This is a genomic window from Roseateles sp. (assembly GCF_965262435.1).
Taxonomy (GTDB): Bacteria; Pseudomonadota; Gammaproteobacteria; order Burkholderiales; family Burkholderiaceae_C; genus Paucibacter_A.
Map to the genome: position 1 here is coordinate 3,452,047 of NZ_OZ253537.1, position 22,960 is coordinate 3,475,006.

Here is a 22,960-nt window from a genome sequence, read left to right on the forward strand (position 1 = left end):
TGGATCGTGGCGTTGAGGGCGTTCAGACGTGCAAGAGCAAATGCTCGCGCTCCCAAGGCGAAATCACCTTCATGAACTCCGCATATTCGATCTCCTTGACCTCGGCATAGACGGTGACAAAGGATTCGCCCAGCACCGCCGCCAGTTCCTTCTCGGCGCGGAGCAGATTGAGCGCTTCACCCAGGCTGCGCGGCAGCTGGAAGTCGCCCAGATAGGCATCGCCCTTGCATTCGGGGCTGGGCTCGATGCGGTTCTTGATGCCCAGATAGCCGCAGGCCAAGGTGGCGGCCAGGGCCACGTAAGGGTTGGCGTCGGCGCCGATCACACGGTTCTCGATGCGCCGCGCCGCTGGCTCGGCCAGGGGCGAACGGATGCCCACGGTGCGGTTGTCCGTGCCCCACTGGATGTTGATCGGCGCGGCCGTGTGGCGGGCCAGGCGGCGGTAGCTGTTCACGTAGGGCGCGAACAAGGCCATGGCGGCCGGGATGTAGCGCTGCAGGCCGCCGATGTACCAGAAGAACTCGGCGCTGGGCGAGCCATCTTCATTGCTGAAGAGGTTGCGACCGGTGGCTTTGTTGATGACGCTCTGGTGGATGTGCATGGCGCTACCCGGCTCGCCGGCAATCGGCTTGGCCATGAAGGTGGCGAACATATCGTGGCGCAGCGCCGCCTCCCGCACCGTGCGTTTGAAGAAGAAGACCTCGTCGGCCAGACCCATGGGGTGGGCATGGAAGAAGTTGATCTCCATCTGCCCGGCGCCGACTTCGTGGATCAAGGTGTCCACGTTCAACTCCATCTTTTCGCAATAGTCGTAGACGTCTTCGAACAGCGGGTCGAACTCGTTGACCGCGTCGATGGAGTAGGCCTGGCGCGAGGTTTCAGCGCGGCCCGAACGGCCGATCGGCGGCTTCAGCGGCATGTCCGGGTCGCTGTTGCGAGCCACCAGGTAGAACTCCAACTCGGGCGCCACCACCGGGTCCCAGCCCTCGGCCTCAAACAGGCCGCAGACCCGGCGCAGCACCGAGCGTGGCGCGAAGGGCACGAGCTCACCATTGCGGTCGAAGCAGTCGTGGATGATTTGTGCGGTCGGGTCGATGGCCCAGGGCACCAGGCGCGCGGTCGTCGGGTCGGCGCGCAAGTGCATGTCGCGGTCGTTGGGGCTGATGACGTCGTAGTAGGGGCCTTCTTCTGGAAACTCGCCCGTCACACCCATGGCCACCACCGCCTCGGGCAGGCGCATGCCGCGGTCTTCGGTGAACTTCTCGCGCGGCAAGATCTTGCCGCGCGCCACGCCTGTCAGATCCGGCACCAGGCATTCGATCTCGGTGACGCGCTGGTCCTTGAGCCAGGCTTCCAGTTCGCTGAAAGTGAAATTGTTTCTGTCGACCATCTTGAATCTCCGTGGGTTCTTGAACCCCGCGCCGCCGAAAGCAAGTTGGGCATTGGGCGCGGGTCTTGAGGGGACGGACGTTCGACAGGAACTCTAGGTCTCGGGGTCGCGCAAGGAGTCGTGACGGGGTTGGTGAATTTGCTCGCGGTAGTCGCGGCAGGCCTGGCCAAAGGCTTGCAGCAAGGCCATGGAATGCGGGTTGCGTTCGGCCTGCCATTCCGGGTGCCATTGCACGCAGAGCGAGAAGCCGGGTGCTTCGGCCATGCTGAAGGCTTCGATCAGACCATCGGGTGCGAGCGCCTCGACGCGCAGGCCCGGCGCCAGGCGTTTGACGCCCTGGCCGTGCAGCGAATTCACACGGATGCGGTCCTGGCCCAGCAAGGCCTGCAAACGGCCGCCCGCCTGGATGTGAATCTCGTGTTGATCGGCATAGGCGATCTCCGGCGGCTGGCCTTCAGGCGCGCGGTGATCCTGCAGCCCGGTCTGCTCTTGCACCGCCTGGTGCAGGCTGCCGCCCAGGGCCACATTGGCTTCCTGGAAACCGCGGCAGATGGCGAACAAGGGCAGGCCGCGCGCCAGGGCCTTGGGGATCAGCGGCAGGGTCCAGGCATCGCGCTCGGGGTCCAGGGGCAGGGCCGGGTTGTGCACCCCCTCGTCGAAATGGCTGGGGTGCACATTGGACGGTGAGCCGGTCAGCAGCACGCCATCGGCCAGGTCCAGCAAGGCATCGAGGTCCTGCGCTTCGACATTGGGCACGATCAGGGGCAGGCAGCCGGCCAGGCGGACCGCATCGACGTATTTCTTGCCGGCGATGTGATTGGGGTAGTCGCCCACCATGCATTGGCAGGCGGGCACCAGCACCACCGGTTTTCGTGGTGCTGCTTGCGTTTGGGGCTTCTTGACCTGTGTCACAGCAGATCCTTCAGTCGGTAGTACGCCATGCCCAGCACCAAGGCTGGCATGCGCATCAGTGTGCCACCGGGGAAGGGCCGGTGGCGCAATGTGGCAAAACAATCAAAGCGGCTGGCGTCGCCCGCCATGGCCTCGGCCACCAGCTTGCCCGCCAGCCCCGTCAGGGCCAGGCCGTGGCCGGAGAAGCCCTGCAAGTAATAGATATTCTGAGCGGTGCCCAAGCGGCCGAAATCGGGGGCGCGGTTCATGCTGATGTCCACAAAACCACCCCACGCATATTCCATGCCGACGTCGGCCAGCTGTGGGAAGGTCGCATGCATGCGCGCCGCCATGCTGGCCTTGAGGTCCGGCGGCGTGCGCGTGCTGTAGCTGACGCGGCCGCCGTAGAGCAGGCGTCGGTCCGCCGTGGGGCGGAAGTAGTCGAGCACGAAGTTGGTGTCGCACACGGCGCTGCGCGAGGGGATCAGGGCGTTCAGGCGTTCGGCCTCGATGGGCGCGCTGCAGCCGATGTAGGTGCCGACCGGCATGATGCGATGGGCCAGCTGGGGGGCGATCTGTGGCGCCAGTTCGGGCAGGTAGACATTGCCGGCCAGCAGCAGGTACTTGGCGCGCAACTGGCCCTGGCTGCTGCGCAAGGTGATCCCTGTTTGGGCGGCCGTGCCCTGTTCCAGTGCCAGGGCCGGGCTGTGTTCGAACAGCTGCACCGGCGCGGTGCCCGGGCGGCGCGCGGCATCGCCGAGTAAGTGAGCGAGCGCGCGGCAGTACTTGAGCGGATGCAAGTGGCCCGAGGCCGGGTCGTGTACACCGGCCTGGTAGCGCGGGCTGGCGATCCAGCCGGGCAACTCGTTCTTGGGAATCCAGCGCTGTTCATAGCCGTAGACCTCGGCCATGCGCTGTTGCGAGGTCTGCAGGTCGGCCGCCTTGTGCGCGCTGGTGGCCACGCTGAGAAAGCCGTCCTGCCAATCACAGTCGATGGCGTGGTCTTGGCAACGCTGACGGATCAGCTCGACGGCTTCCAGGCTCATGGCCCAGATGCGGCGGGCTGTCTCCAGCCCAAGCTGATGTTCGATCTCGCCGTGCTCGCAGGCCAAGCCGGCCAGGGCCTGGCCGCCATTGCGCCCGGACGCGCCGCCGCCGATCTCGCCAGCCTCCAGCAAAGCCACGCTGAAGCCACGCGCGCTCAGCTCCAGCGCGGCGGAGAGCCCGGCCAAGCCGCCGCCGACGATGGCCACATCGGCCTCCACCGTGCCTTGCAGCGGCGCAAAAGCCGGGCCTTGCGGCGCGGTGGCCGCGTAGTAGCTGTCACGCGCGAGCTGGCGATCGATTTGCAGCAAAGGCATGCAAGCGTCGGGTGGATGGAAGCTCAGGCGGCGCGATGCAAAGCGGCGCGCACGGTGTCGATCAAGCGGTCGATGTGCTGCTTCTCGATGATCAGCGGCGGGCTGAAGGCAATGGTGTCGCCGGTGGTGCGGATCAAGACGCCTTGCTCCCAGCAATCGAGGAAGACCGAGAAGGCGCGTTTGGCCGGCTCGCCCGGCAGCGGCGCCAACTCGACGCCGCCTACCAGACCCATATTGCGGATGTCGATCAAATGGGGCGCGCCTTTGAGCGAATGCAGGGCCTCGGCAAAGTAGGTCTGCATCTCGCCGGCGCGGGTCAGCAAGCCGTCTTCGGCGTAGGTGTCCAGCGTGCCCAGGGCCGCCGCGCAGGCCAGAGGGTGGGCCGAGTAGGTGTAGCCGTGGAAGAATTCGATCAGGTGCTCGGGTCCCTGCATGAAGGTGTCGTAGATGGACTGCTTGGCGAACACCGCGCCCATGGGCACGGCGCCATTGGTCAGGCCCTTGGCCACTGTCATCAGGTCGGGCGTGACGCCGAAGGTCTGGGCGCCGAAAGGCTGGCCGGTGCGGCCGAAGCCGGTGATGACCTCGTCGAAGATCAGCAAGATGCCATGCTTGTCGCAGATCTCGCGCAGGCGTTGCAGATAGCCCTGAGGCGGGATCAGCACGCCGGTGGAGCCGGCAATCGGCTCAACGATGACGGCGGCGATGGTGCTGGCGTCATGCAGGGCGACCATGCGCTCGAGGTCGTCGGCCAGCTCGGCGCCGTGCAGGGGCTGGCCCATGGAATAGGCATTGCGAGCCGGGTCGTGGGTGTGGCGCAGGTGGTCCACGCCACTGAGCAAGGTGCCGAACATTTTGCGGTTGGCCACCATGCCGCCGACCGAGATGCCGCCGAAGTTCACGCCGTGGTAGCCGCGCTCCCGGCCGATCAAGCGGGTGCGTGAGCCTTCGCCGCGTACGCGGTGGTAGGCCAGGGCCATCTTCAGCGCGGTCTCCACCGCCTCGGAGCCCGAGTTGGTGAAAAAAGCCTTGCTGAGCCCGGCGGGCGTCAGCTCGACCAGGCGCTCGGCTAGTTCAAAGGCCTTGGGGTGGGCCATCTGGAAGGGCGGCGCGAAATCGAGCTCGGCGGCTTGTTTCTGTATCGCCTCGACGATGCGTGGGCGGTTGTGGCCGGCATTGACACACCAGAGTCCGGCAATGCCGTCCAGCACCTGTCGGCCCTTGTCATCGGTGAAGTACATGCCGTCGGCGCGCGTCAGCAGGCGCGGCGACTTCTTGAACTGCCGGTTGGCCGTGAACGGCATCCAGTAGGCGTCCAGTTTTGGATCGGAAATCTGGCTCATATGGGGCTCTCCTCAAGACCTGTGATTGAGATCCAGTCTAGAGAGCCTCACGCGCAATGTGCGAGCGCAATCGCCCCGGTGCTTACCCGAGGTTCTGCACTTTCGTGCCATCATTCATTGAATGATTCGCACAAAATTCGAAATATGAGTTCAGAAGTGACTTTGGATGCGATCGATCGCAGCATCTTGGCCGAGCTGCAGCGCGACGGCCGCATCAGCAATGTGGAGTTGGCCAAGTTGGTCCATCTCTCGCCCTCGGCCTGCCTGCGCCGTGTCAAACAGCTGGAAGATGCGGGTGTGATTGCCGGCTATGTGGCGCTGCTGAGCCCCAAGGCCATCGGCCAACCGGGCACCAGCTTCACCATCATCAATCTGGAGCGGATGACGCCGCAGGCGCTGGGCGCCTTCGAGCAGGCGGTGCGAGACATCCCGGAGATCCTCGATTGCTTCTATGTGGCGGGCACCAATGACTACCTGATGCGCTTCGCCTACAAGGACGCTGAGGACCTGGAGCGCCTGCATAGCAATGTGCTGATGCATCTGCCGGGGGTGGCGCGCAGCAACTCGATGCTGGTGCTGCGCACGGTCAAGAAGACCACGGCGTTTGAGCTTTGAGCCCGGTGCGGGCCGTCTGATCGCAAGGCGCGATCAGGGCGGGTTTACATCGCCAGGCCCATCATCAGGGCAGTCAGACCGAAGCAGCTCAGCGTGGCAGCCAAACCCAGGGTCTCGGCCACGAGATGGGTCTGCTTGCCGAGGCCGAAGGTGCCGGCCAGAGAAGGCTGGGCGTCGGCGCTCAGCAGGTATTGTTGCGATTGGGCGAGGAAGAAAGGTGTTGCAGTCATGGCTTTGTTTTGTCTCGTAGGGGCCGCCCTTTTGGGTGGCTTCGAGTGCAATTATCAATGCCATTCGTGAAAACCCTATGACAAAACCAAGGGTTTTTACTTAATTGGTGAAACTTCACTTGAACTTCGTGCCGTCTGGAGCAGGGGCAGAAGCTGCACCAGCAACAAGCTGCCCAAGATCAGGGCGCAGCCGGCCAGACCGGCCGGTGCCAGGCGGTCGCCCATCAACCAGTAGCCGAACAGGGCGGCAAACAGAGTTTCCGAAGACAGCACGATGGCGGCATCGGCCGCGTGGGCATAGCGCTGTGCCACCACCTGGGCCGTGAAGGCAACGCCGACCGACAGGATGCCGGTGTAGAGAATCGGCGTGGCCGCTGACTGGATGCCGGCGGCGCTGAAGGGCTCGAACAGCAGGCCCCAGGCCAGGGCCAGCAGACCGCAGACGAAGAATTGGCCACAAGCGACCAGGAAGGGTGCGGCCATGCGGTCGGCCACGCGGCCGATCAAGAGCACATGCAGACCCCAGGGCAGGGCCGAGGCAATCACCCAGAGGTCGCCGAGGCCGATCTCCAAGTGCTGCGCACCCGAGAGCAGGAAGGCGCCCACCAAGCAGGCCAGGGCGCCCGGCCAGACCGACCAATGCGGCAGTTGGCGCAGCAGCAACCAGCCCAGCACCGGCACCAGAGGTACATAGAGCGCGGTCAGAAATCCTGCATTGGTGACGGTTGTGTACTTGATGCCAATCTGCTGCATCGCCGCACCCAAGGTGAGCAGAATGCCCAGGCCGAGAATCTTCAGGCCGTCATCGCGGTTCAGGGCCAACTGGCGCCCGGCCAGATGCTGCCACTCGCGCCAGGCCAGGGGCAGCACCACCAGGGCGCCGACCAGAAAGCGCAGGCCGGTGAACATCATCGGCCCCAGCTCCTGCATGCCATGGCTTTGCGCCACAAAGGCAGAACCCCAGATCAGGGCGATGAGGGTCAGCAGGAGATTGGCTTGGATGCGGCTCAAGGGACTGGGCTTTCTTGGGAGCAAGGGGCGGCAAAAAAAGAGGCGGCGCCGATTATCGCGGCGCCGCCTCTTGCTTCTCGCGTGAGCCCGGACAGGCGCTCCGCGAAATTGGGGTCAGAGTGATTTTTGGCAGTCTGCCCGAATCATTCCTCGCGGCCGCCGAAGATGCCCAGCAGGGCCAGCAGCGACTGGAACACGTTGTACAGGCTCAGGTAGACGCCCAGTGTGGCGGTGATGTAGTTGGTTTCCTCGCCGTCCTGCACCCGCTTGAGGTCATAGAGGATGAAGGCCGAAAAGATGCCGATGGCCAGCACCGACAGCGTGATCATCAGCGCGCTCGATTGCAGGAAGATGTTGGCAATGCCCGCCACCAGCATCAAGATCATGCCGATGAACAGGAACTTGCCCATGGAGCTGAGGTCACGCTTGATCACGGTCGACAGCGAGGCCATGCCCAGGAAGATGGCGCCCGTGCCGGCAAAGGCCGTCATGATCAGCTCAGCACCATTGGCCAGGCCCAGCACCGTGCCCACCAGGCGAGAGAGCATCACGCCCATGAAGAAGGTGAAGGCCAGCAGCATGGGAACGCCAGCGGCCGAGTTCTTGGTCTTCTCGACGGCATACATGAAGCCGAAGGCGCCGGCCATGAAGACGATCAGGCCGACCATGGGCGACATGGCCTTGGAAATACCGGTGGCCACGCCCAGCCAAGCGCCCAGCACGGTCGGCACCATGGACAAGGCGAGCAGCCAGTAGGTGTTGCGCAGCACACGGTTGCGTTCCTGGCGCAGAGCGCCGTCGCCCAGGCCGGTTGAGACATTGTTAAAGCTTGCGTTCATGACAGCTCCTGAGAGTTGAGTGAAGGGAAAACAGAGTTCTTGGAAAAGTTCAGGCTTGGCTGCTGGCCTCGGCCGCCGCGGCGCGGCGCTTGCCCCGGGCACGGATGTTCAGCGCCTCCACGGCCAGGGAGAAGCACATGGCGGCGTAGATGTAACCCTTGGGCACATGCTGGTCGAAGGCTTCGGCGGTCAGCGCCATGCCCACCATGACCAGGAAGGCCAGGGCCAGCACCTTGACCGAGGGATGACGGTCCACAAACTCGCCGATCGGTTTGGCTGCCACCAGCATCACGCCCACCGAGGTGACCACGGCCGCCACCATCACGCCGATCTGGTCCACCATGCCCACCGCCGTGATCACGGAATCGAGCGAGAACACGATGTCAATGATGGCGATTTGGCCGATGATCATCCAGAACAGCTTCTGCCCCGCGGCCTTGATGGCTGCGGCATCAGCCGCCGGTGGGCCGTCTTGTTCACGTGCCTCGACTTCGACAAAGATCTCATGTGAGGCCTTGTACAGCAGGAACAAGCCACCCAGCAGCAGCACCAGATCCCGCCCGCTGATGCCCTGGCCAAGTACATGGAACAGGTCGGCCGTCAGGCCCATGACCCAGCTCAGGGAGAACAGCAACAAGAGCCGCGACACCATGGCAAAGCCCAGCCCCAAGCGACGGGCCTGGTCGCGTTGGGCGGCGGGCAGGCGGCCCACCAGGATCGAGATGAAGATGATGTTGTCGATGCCCAGGACGATTTCCAGGGAGGTCAGCATCGCGAAGGCGATCCAGAGATTGGGGTCGAGCAAGAAGTCCATGGCGTGTCAGCGAGAGGGAAAGGCCAAAAAAGGCGGAAGGCCACAGAGTGCCAAAAGATCAGGGTGGGGATGCGCTCGCCCGGAATTTCCGGACGGTAAGGCCTTGAGGCCTGCGGGTGCGTTGCTGGATTCAGCCCGGCAGGCGCGAATCCAGTCCTTGCGGCGGCCGTTGCGGCACCGCCAGCGCCGGCGCCACCGGCAAGCGGCAGGGCTGGGCCTGCCAGTGTTCCAAAGGCTCCGCCGGCGCTTGCAGCACTGCGGAGTTCAGCGCCAGTTCAGGCCATTCCAGGCTGCCCGCCTCTTGGCCGCTGCCTGCGTGTTCATGCTCACCCGCGGGTGCCTGCAGATCATGAGCCGCGGGCGCAAAGTTGGCGTCGACGGCGGACGGCCCGGCCACGGACTGGGCCTGACTCAGAGCCGTGGCAGCCACCGTCGCGCCCACCATGACCTGCGCCACCGCCATGTTCTGAGCGAACAGGCTCAGCAGCACGAACAGCTGGGCAGTGAGGAAGGCGATCAGGCGGGGTGTCACGGGCTCAGTTTAACGCCCTCGCGCCTTCAGGGCTCGCGGCCGGCCGTGTCGGGGCGAATATCGGACTGCAGATAGGCCAATTCCTCGGCACTGAAGCCGGCTGCGCCACGCGCCGTCAGGTTGAAGGGCGGGCGCAGACGCGGAGCCTGGTACTGCAGCACCAAACCCGGGTAGATGGCGACCGGATCCAAGCCGCGCAGACGGCAGCAGTACCGATACCAGCGATTGCCGATCTCGACATGCCCGATCTCCTCACGCAGGATGATGTCCAGGATGGCCACCGCCCGGTGGTCGCCTGCGCGGGCCAGCTTGGCTTGCAGCGGCGGTGTGGCGTCCAGCCCGCGCGCTTCCAGGGTGCGCGGCACCAGGGCCATGCGCGCCAGCACATCCTCGGCCGTGCGCTCGGCCATGGTCCAGAGGCCGTCGTGGGCGTCGAAGTCACCGTACTGGTGGCCTAGGCTATTCAGGTGCTCGTGCAGCAAGCCGAAGTGCTGGGCCTCCTCGGCCGCCACACGCAGCCAGTCGAGGTAGAACTCGCGCGGCATGCCGGCAAAGCGCCAGACCGCGTCGAGTGCCAAATTGATGGCGTTGAACTCGATATGGGCGATGGCGTGGATCAGCGCGGCCCGTCCCTCCAGGGTGAAGGGCGAGCGGTTGGGTACTTGCAGGGCCGACAGCAAACGTGGCCGCTCGGGTCGGCCGGGCACGCCTTCCGGACGCTGCAGCTGCGCATCGGGGTCCAGGGCCAGGCCGTTCTGAGCCTCGACGTAAAGAGCCTGCGCGGCGGCGGCCTTGTCGGCAGGCGAGTTCAGGCATAGGGCGTGCAAGGCACGGGCGCGGCAGTCCGGAGGCATCATGGCCAAATTATCCCCGGCCCCGCGGTTAAAACCCCGGGGCGGGTGGCCCGCTGTGCTCGGCCGCTTAAAATGTCTGGTTTTGCTGCGGCCGGGGGCCGTCCGGGAGTGCGAGATGGCGATTTTCCAGTTGGACGAACACCGGCCCGAAGTCGCCGCCAGCGCCTGGGTGGCCGACAGTGCCCAGGTCATCGGTCGGGTGCATCTCGACGAAGACGTCAGCATCTGGTTCAACGCCGTGCTGCGCGGTGACAGCGAACACCTGCACATCGGCCCGGGCTGCAATATCCAGGACGGCTCGGTGCTGCATGCCGACCACGGTTTCCCGCTGCGCCTGGAGGCGGGCGTGACGGTCGGTCACCAGGTGATGCTGCATGGCTGCACCGTGGGCGAGAACTCACTGATCGGCATCGGCGCTGTGGTGCTCAACGGCGCCCGCATCGGCCGCAACAGCATCGTTGGCGCCGGTGCCTTGGTCACCGAGGGCAAGGAGTTTCCAGACGGCAGCCTGATCGTCGGCAGCCCGGCCAAGGTGGTTCGAGAGCTGACGCCCGCCCAGGTCGAAGGTCTGCGCGCCAGCGCCCGTCACTACATCGCCAACGGCCAGCGCTACGCCAGCGGCCTCCAGAACATCAGCAGCGACTACCCCCAGAATTCCAAAGCCAAACCATGAGTGAACTGCACAAATTCTTGTTCGAAGGCCTGCCAGTGCGCGGCATGCTGGTACGCCTGACCGACAGCTGGCAAGAGGTGCTCAAGCGCCGCGAGACCGTCGGCGCCCACCCACCCGAGCTGCGCGCTTTGCTCGGCGAGATGGCCGCGGCTGCGGTGTTGATGCAGTCCAATATCAAGTTCAACGGCGCCCTGGTGCTGCAGGTCTTTGGCGACGGCCCGGTCAAGCTGGCTGTGGCCGAGGTGCAGCCGGACTTGAGCTTCCGTGCCACCGCCAAGCTGGTCGGCGAGGTGCCGGCCGGTGCGCAACTCGAGGCCATGCTCAATGTCCATGGTCAGGGCCGCTGCGCTATCACCCTGGACCCCAAGGATAAATTCCCCGGCCAGCAGCCCTACCAAGGCGTGGTGCCTCTGCATGGCGACCAGCGTGAGCCGCTGCAGAAGCTGTCCGAGGTGCTGGAGCATTACATGCTGCAGTCCGAACAGCTCGACACGAAGCTGGTGCTGTTTGCCAATGACGAAATCGCCGCCGGCCTGTTGATTCAGCGCCTGCCGGTGCAGGGCGAGGGCAATCTGGGTGGGGCCAAGAACGAGGATGACATTGGCCTGTCCGATGCCTTCAACCGCATCAGCATGCTGGCCGCTACCCTGACGCGCGACGAACTGCTGGGCCTGGATGCCGAGACCATTCTGCGCCGCCTGTTCTGGGAGGAAACGGTGCGCCGCTTTGAGCCCCTGACGCCGCGCTTCGCTTGCAATTGCTCGCGCGAGCGCGTCAGCCAGATGCTCAAGGGCCTGGGGCGTGAAGAGGTCGACGAGGTCTTGGCCGAACGCGGCAATGTCGAGATCGGCTGTGAGTTTTGCGGCCTGCAGTACCACTTCGATGCGGTCGACGTTGGCCAGCTGTTCGCGCAAGACCTGGCACAAGCAGGCGGCAGCGGCACGGTGCAGTAGTAAGGCCCTGGAGCCGCCTCACTTTCTGGCAATAAGCACTGTGGGATTGACGTCCCCGCCCTGATCCCCGACCTTGCCTGCCGACCCCTCATGCGATGGGCCGTGCACAGGCCCGCGGGCCGGGAAGGGCGACGATGGACAACAAGGGCGGCGGATTTCCCTGGACCAGCTTGGCGGTGCTGGTCGCCTTTGTCACCAGCACCCAGCTGGTGCCCCATGCTTTTGATCAGCTGCGGCCGGCCGAGAAGGAGCGGGCGCAGGCGGTCACCGCGGCCGACCTGGAGGTCGAGGCACGGCTCTGGGAAGACCCGTTTGTTGCCGTGCGCCGTCACGAGTCCGAGCGCCTGGAGCGCTGCGACAAGCTCTACAAAGACGCGGCCAAGGCCACCGATTGCAAGCTCAAGTCGGTGGCGTCGCTGCGCACGCCCAAGGAGTTGTCGCGCCGCCTGATGGGCGACGACGATCTGGACGCCGATGAAACCCTGGTGCTGGTGGCCCTGGTTCCTGGCAATGCCTTTGTCGGCGCCGAAGAAGGGCGGCGGCGCACGCGCTATGCCGTGTTGGCGGGCCTGCAGGCCAAGGGTTATGTGCCAGACAATGCCGAGCGTCTGGGCCTGTTGCAGCTCGATGAGTCCAAGCTCAGTGCCCAGCCGGCTGCCAGCGACGGCGCGCGGCCCGGCTTGCTGGTGCCCTATGAGTTGCTGTCCGCCAGCGCCCTGAGTGCGGCGGTGGCCACATCTTCGCCTGCGCGTCCCGCGCAAGCGGCATCCGGCGTGTCCGACATTGCCGATGCTTCGCGCTACAGCCAGGTGGTCTTGCTCTGGGTTGATGAGACGGCCCTGCCGTCGCGCAAGCTGGACTCACTGGCTTTGATGCTGCACACCTTGTTCGAGCCCTGGGTGGCGGCTCGGCAGGCGCCGCCTCCGCTGGCGGTGATCGGCCCGTCCACCACCGATGCGCTGCGCGTGGCTCTGGCTGATTTGCGCAACAGAGCATGGCGCCATGGCCCGGGCCGCAACTCGCGCGCGAGTTGTGCCGACCCGGCCGGCCAGCGCCCATTGGCCCAAGCGCCATCCAGCCAGGACCCTTGGCTGGATGGCTATTGGCATCTCTCGCGTGCCTTGCTCTTGAGCCCCTTTTCGACCGCCAGCGACGACATGCTCAGCGAGCTGGGCGGCAGCAGCCTGGAAGACTATGTGGCCTGGCGTTTTTGTCGTTTGCAAGGCGGCCGCCAGGACCCGCCGGTGCGCCTGATTCGCAAGATCGGCAGCGACAAGGAATTGCTGGCTCAGCTGACGGGCGAGCTGAGCTTGCGCTTGGCGGCCAGCAAGGACTCGCCCCAGCGCGTGGTGCTGATCGGCGAGCGCGACTCGCTTTATGCCCAGGCCTTGGTCGGTCAGCTGCGCGCCAAGCTCTCTCAGAACCCGGCTTTGCAGCTGGAGGAGCTGTATTTCTTCCGGGGCTTGGATGGTGTCACCACACGCGACGCTGGCCGCGACGACGGGCGGGCAGGCGCAGGCAAGATCGACGCCCAGGCCCGCATTGAGTGGCCCGAGGCCCGCGACCAGCTGGACTATCTGCGCCGCCTGGCCCAGCAGCTGCAGCGCAGCGAAGCCAAGGTCGGCGCTGTGCCCATCGGCGCCATCGGCCTGATGGCCAGCGATGTGCATGACAAGTTGCTCCTCTTGCAGGCCTTGCACGAGAGCTTTGCTGACAAGGTGTTCTTCACCACCGATATGGACGCGCGCTTTCTGCATCCGCGCACCCAGACCTTCACCCGCAATCTGCTGGTCGCTTCCAGCCTGCCCTTGGAGTTCCCTCGCCTGCCTTCAGCGCACTGTCAGGCGGTGGCGAATCGGGTCGGCTTGCCTGCGCCCGACCTGGCCGCCGGCAACCCGCCCTGGCGTGATGTCTACCAATCCTCGGCCTACCTGGCGGCGCGGCATGCCGGCTGCCGCAGCAAGGCTTGCCGGGCGGTCGAAGACTGCGCGGCCGAGGAAGCGCTGGATCGCCCTTCGCTCTATGAGGTGGGCCGAAGTGCTGCCGTTGCCCTGAGCGGTTACGCCTTCGAGCGCCGGCCGGCGAGCAAGCCCTATGCCGTGCGCTTGGTGGCGGTGGCACTGCCGGTGCTGATGCTGCTGGGCTTGCTGGTCTGGCCCGGCACGCCGGTGCTGCGCTGCATCAAGCGACGTTGGGCGGAGGCTGCGCAGGATCCGACTGGGGGCGTGCTTGCGCCCAGCATTTCCCTGCCCGAGCTGGGCTTTGTGGCGCTCTACGCCTGGCTGTTCTTCTTCACTTTGGTCAGCTTCAGCGAGATGCTCTGGCCCGGCCGCCTGAGCTTTGCGCCCGGCATGCTGGGCTTGAGCCTGGGAAGTACCTTGCTGTTGCTGCTGTCACTGGCGCCCGAGCATCGTTTCGGGTTCCGCACCGGGCTGGCGATGGCACCTGGCGCACGCCGGGTTCTTCGGGGTCTGTGCTGGTTGAGCCTGCTACTGCTGTGGGGGCTGACGCTGCGCCAAGCGGCGCCCACGCCTTGCCAGAACTGCGAGCCCCTGGCCTGGCTGGAGGGCATCAGCGCCTGGCCCTCGCACCTGATCCATTTGCTGGCCTTGCTGGCCATTGTCGACACCTTGGATGCCACCTGGTCGCGCAGCGTGCATGGCATGGCCGAGGAAAGTGCCTGGCTGCGCCTGCCCGAGCAAGCGCCCAAGCGCGCCGGTGTGGCGGCACGTGAAGGCGGGCTGCGCTTCCTGCGCCGGATCTGGTCGCGGCATCTGAGCGTGGCCGGATGGCATGCGCCGGCCGGCGGCAGCGTGGACTTCCGCATCCTCTGGCATCAGTACGGCCGGCGCGGCAGCCGGGTGCCTCGGGCCTTGCGCATCCTGCTGGGCTATGTGCTGACCCTGGCGGTGGTGCTGGGCCTGTTTTTTGGTTTCAGTGATGGGGCCGGGCCGGCGGTGCCGGTGCGCGGCAACGACCACCGGGCGTTGATCCGCTTCACGCTCGATGCCATCCTGGTGCTGCTGCCTCTGTTGGTGGTGGCGGTCGGCGATGCGACCATGCTGGCGTGCCGCTTCATCCGCCTGCTCACGGCGGCTCGCGCGGTCTACCCCGGCTCCACGCTGGCGTATTTCGCGGCCAGCCTGGGCAGCGCGCATGAGCAGCTGTGGCTGCGCCCCATTGCCGCCGACCCCGCGCTGCGTGCCGACGCGCCGCTCTCGCTGCGCCGCCACAGCCTGCTCGATGACTGGATCGATGTGCAGATCGTGGTGCGCCGCAGTGCCCGCATTGGCCCTTTGGTGATGGGGCCCTTTGTAGTGCTGACCTTGTTGATCGTCGGGCGCAGTCGCTTGTTCGACAACTGGTCGCTGACCCTGCCCGTGGCCATGGCCGCCAGCGCCTATCTGCTGGGGCTGCTGGCTCTAGCCGTCTTGCTCAAGCAGGCGGCCGAACAGGCGCGCAGCAGGGCGCTGCGCCGTATGGAGGCCGATCTGCGCTGGCTGATGGGCGGCGATGAGGATCAACGCAAGCTGATCGAGCCCTTCAAACGCTTGATGAGTTCGGTGCAAGAGGAGCGTGGCGGTGCCCTGGCGCCGATCTTTGAGCAACCCCTGGTCAAGGCCTTGCTCGTGCCTCTGGGAGGCGCAGGCGGCGCGCAGCTGTTTGAGTATTTCCTGCTGGCACGCTGACCCATAATCGCCGCTGCCACTCCAGCAACGACGACAACAACGGGCCCAGCATGCACATAGCCATCCTCACCGGCGGCGGCGATTGCCCCGGCCTCAATGCCGTGATCCGGGCCGTCAGCCTGGCCCTGATCCAGCAGTGCGGCGCGCGCGTCAGCGGCGTCGAGCGCGGCTTTCTGGGCCTGATCGAGCAGCGTCTGCGGCCCCTGGCTCTGGCCGATGTGCAAGACATCCTGGCCCAGGGGGGCACCATTCTCGGTACGCACAACCGCTGCGACCCTTTCCATTACTTCGCTGAGGGCGGCGCCGATGTGTCGGCGCGCGTGCTGGACTACGTTCGGACTCAGGGCATTGATGCCCTGGTCGCCATCGGCGGTGACGGCACCATGGCGATTGCCGAGCAATTCAGCCGTTTGGGCCTGCCGGTGGTGGGCGTGCCCAAGACCATCGACAACGATCTGTTCCTGACCGAGCGCAGTTTCGGTTTCGACAGCGCCGTGGCGGTGGTGTCAGAAGCACTGGACCGGCTGGAGACGACAGCGCGCAGCCACGGCCGGGTCATGATTGCCGAGACCATGGGGCGCAATGCCGGCTGGATTGCGCTGGAAGGCGGTCTGGCGGGCGGGGCCGACGCCATTCTGCTGCCCGAGCTGCCGTACCGGCTGGAGGCGGTGATTGATCATTGCAAGCGCCGGACCGCCGGTGGCGGCCATGCCTTGATCTGCGTGGCCGAAGGGGCGCATGCCCAGGCGCAAAGCCAGGTGGTGCGCGCACTGTTGAGCGATAGCCCTGACCCGGTGCGTCTGGGCGGCATTGGCGCGGTGCTGGCGCAGCAACTGCAGCAGGCATTGGGGGCGCGGGGCGAAGTTGAAGTGCGCTCCACCTTGCTGGGCCATGTGCAGCGCGGCGGCACGCCCACGGCCTTTGATCGCGTGCTGGCCACGCAGTTCGGCTGGGCTGCGGCTCAGCTGGTGCGCGAGCGGCGCTTTGGTCGCATGGTGGCCTTGCAGGGGGCCGAGTTCACCAGCGTGCCCTTGGCCAAGGTGGCGGGGCGCAACCGCCTGGTGCCGCTCGACCATCCGCTCCTACAGGCGGCCCAGGGATTGGGGCTCTGCCTCGGTCAGTGAGGCGGCCGCTGCGCCTTCAGCGGCGCAGGCTCAGGTGCTCGCATTCGGGTACATCGCAGTTGTCACAAGCCCAGCGCCATTCGGGTAAGGCGTCCTGGCGCGCCTGCAGGCGGCTGAACAAGCCTGTGGCCGGTAGGGGCGCAGTCCGCCGGGCCAGCAGCAAGGGCGTGATGGCATTGAGCGCTGCGTCCACGCGCCGCTCGCCGCTGCCGGCCACCACCGACCAGCCCAGGCCGGCGCTCATCAAGGCACGACGCACGGCGGCATCCACCGGCGCGCGCACATGGGCACCGTCGCGCTGTAGGCCATCGGCCACCCAAGGCAGGTCCAGTGCGGTCAGCAGGGTCAGGGCGCAGCGGCGATGAAAGGCCAGGCCAGAGCCGAGCAGGGAGCGGTCGGCAAACAGCAGCTCGCTGTAGACGGCCGTCATCAAGGACGTGGTGTCGCAGAGCACCAGATCGGCCGTCAGGGCCAGGGCCTCGCAGCGTGCGGCCTGGGCCTCGGCAATGCCGGCCTGTTCCTCGGGCCGCGGCGTGCGGCCGGCGGCTTCGCACCATTCACGCAAGACTTCGGGTGCCAGCGCACAGCGCAGGCCGGTGGCCATGCTCAGCGCAACTTGGAGAGCCTGAGCGAGGCTCGATTTGCCGGTGCTTTCCGCACCGACGATGGCGATCAGCAGGCCGGGCACGGGCAGCTGAGTTTCAGGCCAGCGCCTGGCGCGAAGCCGGCGGTGTGCCTTGTTGCAGCTGCTGCGCCCAGGCGCGCCAGCCGGCCACCGACATGGGGATGAAGACGGCGTAAAGCAGCACCGTCAACCAGTAGCCCTTGTAGGCAAACAAGGCCACGCTGACGCCATTGACCAGCACCCACACGCCCCAGTTCTCCTGGTACTTGCGCGCCAGCAGCCATTGGCCCAGCAAGCTGGCAACGGTGGGGAAGGCGTCCCAGTAGGGTACCTGGGAGTCGGTCTGGTGCTGGAGAAACAGGCCCAGCAGCGGCCAGGCCAGCAAGGTGGCCAGCACCGACAGGGCCAAGCCTGGCCGGCTCAGTCGCTGTACACGCAAGGCCTGGCCGTCCCCACCCTTGCCGCGCAGCCACTGCCACCAGCCCCAGAGCGACACGCTGATGAAGACCAACTGCAGGCTGGCCTCGCCGTAGAGCTTGCCGCTCCAGAACAGCAGGAAATACAGCAGGGAGCTGATGATGGCCAAGGGCCAGGCCAGGGCGTGGACGCGCATATTGCAGACCACCATCCACAGGGCCAACACAAAGGCGATGAGCTCAGTCCAGCTGATGGGGCTGCCCAGCAGCTCGAAAGCAGGGGCGAACAGGGGTTGCAGCAAGTGCAGCAAGGCGTCCATGCGGAACGGCGTCTCCTCGAATGGGGTGTGTGGCGGCGCCGCAGCGTGTGTGCGCGTCGGCTCAGCGGCGCACTTGCACGTAGATCTCGTCGGGCTTGATCATGCCCAGCTCGAAGCGCGCCTTTTCCTCGACCATCTCCAGGCCCTCGCGCAGATCGCGCAGCTCGGCTTCGAGCTGAGCATTGCGGGCGCGGGCCTGTTCATTGGCGGCCTCGACGCTCGCCAGCTCGGCGCGCAGTTGCACGCCGCGAGGCAGGCTGCCCTTGCCCATCCAAAGCTGGTACTGGATCAGCATGAGAAAGGCCGCGAGGATGACGCCGAGTGTTTTCACGCGCGCAGTTTAGCCGAGGCGCGAGAGGATGAAAAAACGCCGCGAGACCGGGCGGTCTGGCGGCGTTTGCGGCACACAGCCACTCGCTGCGGAGTGGCGGGCAGGGTCACTTCAGGTTGTAGAAGGCAGCGCGTCCGGGGTACACGGCCACATCGCCCAGGTCTTCTTCGATGCGCAGCAGCTGGTTGTACTTGGCCATGCGGTCCGAGCGCGACAGCGAGCCGGTCTTGATCTGGCCGGCGTTCAGGCCGACGGCGATGTCGGAGATGGTCGAGTCTTCGGTTTCGCCCGAGCGGTGCGAGATCACGGCAGTGTAGCCGGCGCGCTTGGCCATCTCGATGGCGGCGAAGGTCTCGGTCAGGGTGCCGATCTGGTTGATCTTGATCAGGATCGAGTTGGCAATGCCCTTCTCGATGCCTTCTTTCAGGATCTTGGTGTTGGTGACGAAGAGGTCGTCGCCGACGATCTGCACATTCTTGCCCAGGCGATCGGTCAGTAGCTTCCAGCCGTCCCAGTCGCCTTCGGCCATGCCGTCTTCGATCGAGATGATGGGGTACTTGTCGACCCAGGTCGCCAGCATGTCGGTCCATTCCTGGGCCGTCAGCTGGATGCCACCTTCGCCTTCGAGCACGTACTTGCCGTCCTTGTAGAACTCGCTGGCGGCGCAGTCCAGGCCGATGGCGATCTGCTCACCGGCGGTGTAGCCAGCCTTGTCGATCGCGTCCAGGATCAGCTGGATGGCGGCTTCATGGCTTTCCACGCTGGGCGCGAAACCACCTTCGTCACCCACGGCGGTGGAGATGCCCTTGTCGTGCAGGATCTTCTTCAGCGCGTGGAAGACCTCGGCGCCCCAGCGCAGGGCTTCACGGAAGCTCGGTGCGCCCACGGGGATGATCATCAGCTCTTGCAGATCGAGGCTGTTGTTGGCGTGCGCGCCGCCGTTGATGACGTTCATCATCGGCACGGGCAGCTGGTTGCCGTTCATGCCGCCGAAGTAACGGTACAGGGGCAGACCCGACTCTTCGGCCGCAGCGCGGGCCACGGCCATGGATACGGCCAGCATGGCGTTGGCGCCCAGGCGGCTCTTGTTCTCGGTGCCGTCCAGGTCGATCAGGGTGCGGTCCAGGAAGGCTTGCTCGGAGGCATCCAGGCCCAGCACGGCCTCGGAGATCTCGGTGTTGATGTGCTCAACCGCCTTCAGTACACCCTTGCCCAAATAACGGCTCTTGTCACCGTCACGCAGTTCGATGGCTTCGCGCGAGCCGGTCGAAGCGCCCGAGGGCACGGCGGCACGGCCCATCACGCCGGATTCCAGCAAGACATCGCATTCGACGGTCGGGTTGCCGCGGCTGTCCAGAATTTCGCGGCCGACGATATCAACAATGGCACTCATTCAAGCTCTCCAAAAGGTCAAAAATTCGGGTTCGGCGCGCATCTTGCCAGCTGGCAGTTACCGGCGCTGAACAATCGTGCGCAGGGGCCGCCCGCCAAGGCGGGCGATCCAATTCAGGCCGAGAAATCGTTCTCGAGCAGGGGCTGGCTCTTGACCACGCGGTCCAGGGCCACCAGCTGTTCCAGCAGGGCGCGCATGCGCTTGAGCGGCACGGCATTGGGGCCGTCGGACCAGGCCTCGGCCGGGCAGGGATGGGTTTCCATGAAGAGGCCGGCCACACCGGCTGCCACACCCGCGCGGGCCAGCACCGGCACCATCTCGCGGGCGCCGCCGCTGCTGGTGCCTTGGCCGCCGGGCTTCTGCACCGAGTGGGTCACATCGAACACCACCGGCGCGCCGGTCTTGCGCATCTCGGCCAGGCTGCTCATGTCGGCGACGAGGTTGTTGTAGCCGAAGCTCACGCCGCGCTCACAGGCCAGGAAGCGGTCTTCCGACAAGCCGGCTTCGCGCGCGGCGTCGCGGGCCTTGTCGATGACATTCTTCATGTCCCAAGGGGCCAGGAATTGGCCCTTCTTGATATTGACCGGCTTGCCCGACTTGGCCACGGCACGGATGAAATCCGTTTGGCGGCAGAGGAAAGCCGGAGTCTGCAGCACGTCCACGACGCTGGCGACTTCCGCCACCTGAGCCTCATCGTGCACGTCCGTGATGATGGGCAGCTGCAGTTGGCGGCGCACTTCGTCGAGGATCTTCAGGCCGGCATCGATGCCGACGCCACGCTTGGTCGAGCCCGAGGAGCGGTTGGCCTTGTCGAAGGAACCCTTGTAAATCAGCGGAATGCCCAGAGCCGAGCAGGCTTCCTTGAGCTGGCCGGCCACGTCCAGTGACATTTCCAGGCCCTCGATCGAGCAGGTGCCGGCGATCAGGAAGAAAGGTCGGTCGATACCGACCTCAAAACCGCAAAGCTTCATGGGCAGGATTCCTTCAGGCCTGTTTGTGGTTCAGCGCCGCCTTGATGAAGGCGGTGAACAGCGGGTGGCCGTCCCAGGGGGTGGACTTGAACTCGGGGTGGAACTGCACGCCGACATACCAGGGGTGCACCTCGCGCGGCAGCTCCACCATCTCGGTCAACTTTTCACGCTGGGTGATGGCCGAGATCACCAGGCCAGCCTTTTGCAGCTTGTCCAGGTAATGGGTGTTGGCTTCGAAGCGATGGCGGTGGCGTTCGCTGACGACCGGGCCGTAGATGTCGAAGGCCAAGGTGCCGGGCGCCACGTCCGAGCTCTGAGCGCCCAGGCGCATGGTGCCGCCGAGGTCGCTCTTTTCATCGCGCTTCTGGATTGAGCCGTCGGCGTCCTGCCATTCGTCGATCAGGGCGATCACCGGGTGCGGGGTCTCAGGTTCGAACTCGGTCGAGTTGGCACCGGTCAGGCCCGCCATATTGCGGGCGTACTCGATGGTGGCAACCTGCATGCCCAGGCAGATGCCCAGATAGGGCACCTTGTGTTCACGGGCGTACTGAGCGGCAAGGATCTTGCCTTCCACGCCGCGCTTGCCGAAGCCGCCGGGCACCAGGATGGCGTCGAATTGCTTCAGCTGCGAGATGTTCTCGGCGTTCAGCATTTCGGAGTCCACATACTCGATGTTGACGCGCGAGTGGTTGTGGATGCCGGCGTGGCGCAGGGCCTCGTTCAGCGACTTGTAGGAATCGCTCAAGTCGGTGTACTTGCCGCACATGGCAATGGTCACGTCCTTGGCGGGGTTCTCGACCTCGCTGACCAGGGTGTCCCAGCGCTTCAGGTCGGCCGACTTGGTGTTCAGCTGCAGCTTGGTGCAGATCAGCTGGTCCAGGCCCTGCTCGTGCAGCATGCGCGGCACTTTGTAGATGGTGTTGACGTCCCACATGGAGATCACACCGTACTCGGGCACATTGGTGAAGAGCGAGATCTTCTCGCGCTCGTCATCAGGGATGCGGCGGTCGGCGCGGCACAGCAGGGCGTCCGGCTGGATGCCGATTTCGCGCAGCTTTTGCACCGTGTGTTGGGTCGGTTTGGTCTTCAGCTCGCCGGCCGCAGCAATCCAGGGCACATAGGTCAGGTGCACAAAGGCGACGTTGTTCGGGCCGGCCTTCAGGCTCATCTGGCGCGCGGCTTCGAGGAAGGGCAGGGACTCAATGTCACCGACCGTGCCGCCGATTTCCACAATGGCCACGTCGACCGCATCGGGCGTTCCGGCACCGGCGCCGCGGCGAACGAAGTCCTGGATTTCGTTGGTGATGTGCGGAATCACCTGCACCGTCTTGCCGAGGTAGTCACCGCGGCGTTCCTTCTCCAACACGGACATGTAGATCTGGCCGGTGGTGAAGTTATTGGCGCGCTTCATGCGCGTGGTGATGAAGCGCTCGTAGTGACCCAGATCCAAGTCCGTCTCGGCACCGTCTTCAGTCACGAAGACTTCGCCATGCTGGAACGGGGACATCGTGCCCGGATCAACGTTGATGTACGGATCCAGTTTGATGAGGGTGACCTTGAGGCCGCGCGATTCGAGGATGGCAGCCAGTGAGGCTGATGCGATGCCCTTGCCGAGTGAGGACACCACACCGCCTGTGACGTAGACGTACTTGGTCATGTCGTGCAGCGTTCTCGTGAAAAACGCTGTGGTGGTAAAGCGCGATTATAGCGAGGCCCGGCGTGTCGCTCGAGCGCGGGCCTGCGATTCAGGCCGGCGCTTGCGTGGAAAGCTGCATGGCATCCAGCAACTGCAGCACCAGCGCTGCAGTGTCGTCGGGGCGCTCAAAGGGAAAGAGGTGGCTGCCCTCCAGCCACACAAAATGTTGCCGGGCCAGGGCCTGGCTGGCCGCGGCGCCGCCCTGACGCAGCTCGTCCGACTGGGTGCCGGCAATGAAGCCGACCGGGCAGTGCGGCGGATGCTGGCGCAGCAAGGTGCCCAGGTGATGGGGCAAGGTGTTGTAGATGCGTGTCTCGATGTCGCGCCGGAAACGCAGCCGTGTGTGGCCTCCGCTCTCCTCGAAGCCGCCGGCGATGTAGTCCTGCAGCACACGTGGGTCCCAGCGTGCAAACTTCCGCTTGGACGCGAAGTGATCCAGCACGTCCTCGCGCGTGGGCCACTCGTGGCGCCGTTGGCTGGAGATCTTGCCGGGCGAGACCCGCTGGATCAGACGCGTCGCCTTGGCCATGCGCACGCTGTGGGCGCGCCAGCCGCTGATCACAGGCGAGTCCAGCATCACCAGGCTCTGCACCAGGTCCGGCCGTTTGCAGGCCACCATCAAGCTCATCAGGCCGCCCAGGGAATGGCCGACCAGGCTGATCGGCCCGCTGGGTTTGACTTCGTCGGTGATGAAGGCGATCAACTCGTCGCGCAGATGCGGCCAGTTGCTGCTGACCGGATAGGCCGGGTTGTGGCCGATCTGGGGCAGGGCGTGCACGGTCCAGCCGGCGCGGCGCCAGGCCTCGAAGTGCAGGCGGTAGCAGGCGGCACCGAAGCCGTTGGCGTGGGAGAAGACGAGGGTGCGGTTCATTCCTGTGGGCGTTTGGCT

General features: G+C 65.5%; 22 protein-coding genes. 5 read left to right on the forward strand and 17 right to left on the reverse strand.

The genetic code is table 11. From position 1 onward, the window contains the following. Nucleotides 1-22: 22 nt before the first annotated feature. The 4 genes from ACQY39_RS14870 to ACQY39_RS14885 form a co-directional block, all read right to left on the reverse strand. Nucleotides 23-1,390 (reverse strand): glutamine synthetase family protein, encoded by a 1,368-nt coding sequence (locus ACQY39_RS14870; protein WP_263517366.1) that lies wholly within the window; start codon nucleotides 1,388-1,390, stop codon nucleotides 23-25. A gap of 93 nt (nucleotides 1,391-1,483) precedes the next feature. Then, complete coding sequence (locus ACQY39_RS14875) at nucleotides 1,484-2,227, reverse strand: gamma-glutamyl-gamma-aminobutyrate hydrolase family protein (RefSeq protein ID WP_428510830.1); 744 nt, start codon at nucleotides 2,225-2,227, stop codon at nucleotides 1,484-1,486. A gap of 71 nt (nucleotides 2,228-2,298) precedes the next feature. Further along, on the reverse strand, nucleotides 2,299-3,642 hold the full coding sequence (locus ACQY39_RS14880; RefSeq protein ID WP_428507492.1) for an NAD(P)/FAD-dependent oxidoreductase: 1,344 nt from the start codon (nucleotides 3,640-3,642) through the stop codon (nucleotides 2,299-2,301). A gap of 23 nt (nucleotides 3,643-3,665) precedes the next feature. Further along, a complete protein-coding gene (locus ACQY39_RS14885) occupies nucleotides 3,666-4,985 on the reverse strand; it encodes an aspartate aminotransferase family protein (protein ID WP_428507494.1) in 1,320 nt (439 codons plus the stop codon). Between the two features lie 144 nt (nucleotides 4,986-5,129). On the opposite strand from ACQY39_RS14885, the gene ACQY39_RS14890 reads away from it, so the two are divergent. Next, the gene (locus tag ACQY39_RS14890) at nucleotides 5,130-5,600 is read left to right on the forward strand and encodes an Lrp/AsnC family transcriptional regulator (RefSeq protein WP_263563511.1); all 471 of its coding nucleotides are present in this window, start codon (nucleotides 5,130-5,132) and stop codon (nucleotides 5,598-5,600) included. Nucleotides 5,601-5,644: 44 nt separating this feature from the next. Here the strand turns inward: ACQY39_RS14890 and ACQY39_RS14895 are convergent, their stop codons facing one another. From ACQY39_RS14895 to ACQY39_RS14920, 6 genes are all read right to left on the reverse strand, one after another. Beyond that, a complete protein-coding gene (locus ACQY39_RS14895; protein ID WP_428507496.1) occupies nucleotides 5,645-5,830 on the reverse strand; it encodes a hypothetical protein in 186 nt (61 codons plus the stop codon). A 96-nt stretch (nucleotides 5,831-5,926) separates the two neighbouring features. After that, entirely contained in the window at nucleotides 5,927-6,841 is a 915-nt protein-coding gene (locus ACQY39_RS14900; protein ID WP_428507498.1) for a DMT family transporter, read from the reverse strand. 143 nt (nucleotides 6,842-6,984) lie between these two features. Then, a complete protein-coding gene (locus tag ACQY39_RS14905; protein WP_428507500.1) occupies nucleotides 6,985-7,680 on the reverse strand; it encodes a Bax inhibitor-1/YccA family protein in 696 nt (231 codons plus the stop codon). 49 nt (nucleotides 7,681-7,729) lie between these two features. Then, nucleotides 7,730-8,494: a TerC family protein gene (locus ACQY39_RS14910; RefSeq protein WP_428507502.1), complete on the reverse strand. Its 765-nt coding sequence runs from the start codon at nucleotides 8,492-8,494 to the stop codon at nucleotides 7,730-7,732. Between the two features lie 130 nt (nucleotides 8,495-8,624). Beyond that, nucleotides 8,625-9,026 carry a hypothetical protein gene (locus ACQY39_RS14915; RefSeq protein WP_428507504.1) on the reverse strand — a complete coding sequence of 134 codons (402 nt, stop codon included), beginning with the start codon at nucleotides 9,024-9,026 and terminating at the stop codon, nucleotides 8,625-8,627. Nucleotides 9,027-9,052: 26 nt separating this feature from the next. Beyond that, nucleotides 9,053-9,880, reverse strand: coding sequence for a ferritin-like domain-containing protein (locus tag ACQY39_RS14920; RefSeq protein ID WP_428510832.1), 828 nt, complete (start codon nucleotides 9,878-9,880; stop codon nucleotides 9,053-9,055). A gap of 115 nt (nucleotides 9,881-9,995) precedes the next feature. Here ACQY39_RS14920 and ACQY39_RS14925 point away from each other — a divergent pair, with 115 nt between their 5' ends. The 4 genes from ACQY39_RS14925 (at nucleotide 9,996) to ACQY39_RS14940 (ending at nucleotide 16,319) form a co-directional block, all read left to right on the forward strand. Beyond that, on the forward strand, nucleotides 9,996-10,553 hold the full coding sequence (locus ACQY39_RS14925; RefSeq protein WP_428507506.1) for a gamma carbonic anhydrase family protein: 558 nt from the start codon (nucleotides 9,996-9,998) through the stop codon (nucleotides 10,551-10,553). After that, nucleotides 10,550-11,506, forward strand: coding sequence for an Hsp33 family molecular chaperone HslO (locus ACQY39_RS14930; RefSeq protein ID WP_263517355.1), 957 nt, complete (start codon nucleotides 10,550-10,552; stop codon nucleotides 11,504-11,506). The genes ACQY39_RS14925 and ACQY39_RS14930 overlap by 4 nt, the downstream gene beginning before the upstream one ends. A 134-nt stretch (nucleotides 11,507-11,640) precedes the next feature. Next, on the forward strand, nucleotides 11,641-15,195 hold the full coding sequence (locus ACQY39_RS14935; RefSeq protein WP_428507508.1) for a hypothetical protein: 3,555 nt from the start codon (nucleotides 11,641-11,643) through the stop codon (nucleotides 15,193-15,195). 50 nt (nucleotides 15,196-15,245) lie between these two features. Then, nucleotides 15,246-16,319: a 6-phosphofructokinase gene (locus ACQY39_RS14940; protein ID WP_428507510.1), complete on the forward strand. Its 1,074-nt coding sequence runs from the start codon at nucleotides 15,246-15,248 to the stop codon at nucleotides 16,317-16,319. A 16-nt stretch (nucleotides 16,320-16,335) separates the two neighbouring features. Here ACQY39_RS14940 and ACQY39_RS14945 read toward each other — a convergent pair whose 3' ends face one another. From ACQY39_RS14945 to ACQY39_RS14975, 7 genes are all read right to left on the reverse strand, one after another. After that, entirely contained in the window at nucleotides 16,336-17,007 is a 672-nt protein-coding gene (locus ACQY39_RS14945) for an AAA family ATPase (RefSeq protein ID WP_428507512.1), read from the reverse strand. A gap of 13 nt (nucleotides 17,008-17,020) precedes the next feature. Continuing rightward, complete coding sequence (gene pnuC / locus ACQY39_RS14950) at nucleotides 17,021-17,680, reverse strand: nicotinamide riboside transporter PnuC (RefSeq protein ID WP_428507514.1); 660 nt, start codon at nucleotides 17,678-17,680, stop codon at nucleotides 17,021-17,023. 61 nt (nucleotides 17,681-17,741) lie between these two features. Further along, nucleotides 17,742-18,011: a septum formation initiator family protein gene (locus tag ACQY39_RS14955; RefSeq protein WP_428507516.1), complete on the reverse strand. Its 270-nt coding sequence runs from the start codon at nucleotides 18,009-18,011 to the stop codon at nucleotides 17,742-17,744. A 106-nt stretch (nucleotides 18,012-18,117) separates the two neighbouring features. Then, nucleotides 18,118-19,404: a phosphopyruvate hydratase gene (gene eno / locus ACQY39_RS14960; protein WP_263517349.1), complete on the reverse strand. Its 1,287-nt coding sequence runs from the start codon at nucleotides 19,402-19,404 to the stop codon at nucleotides 18,118-18,120. Between the two features lie 113 nt (nucleotides 19,405-19,517). Next, complete coding sequence (gene kdsA, locus ACQY39_RS14965) at nucleotides 19,518-20,375, reverse strand: 3-deoxy-8-phosphooctulonate synthase (protein WP_428507518.1); 858 nt, start codon at nucleotides 20,373-20,375, stop codon at nucleotides 19,518-19,520. Nucleotides 20,376-20,388: 13 nt separating this feature from the next. Next, nucleotides 20,389-22,032, reverse strand: a complete 1,644-nt coding sequence (locus tag ACQY39_RS14970) for a CTP synthase (protein WP_428507520.1) — start codon at nucleotides 22,030-22,032, stop codon at nucleotides 20,389-20,391. A gap of 88 nt (nucleotides 22,033-22,120) precedes the next feature. After that, complete coding sequence (locus ACQY39_RS14975) at nucleotides 22,121-22,942, reverse strand: alpha/beta fold hydrolase (protein ID WP_428507522.1); 822 nt, start codon at nucleotides 22,940-22,942, stop codon at nucleotides 22,121-22,123. Between the last annotated feature and the right edge of the window lie 18 nt (nucleotides 22,943-22,960).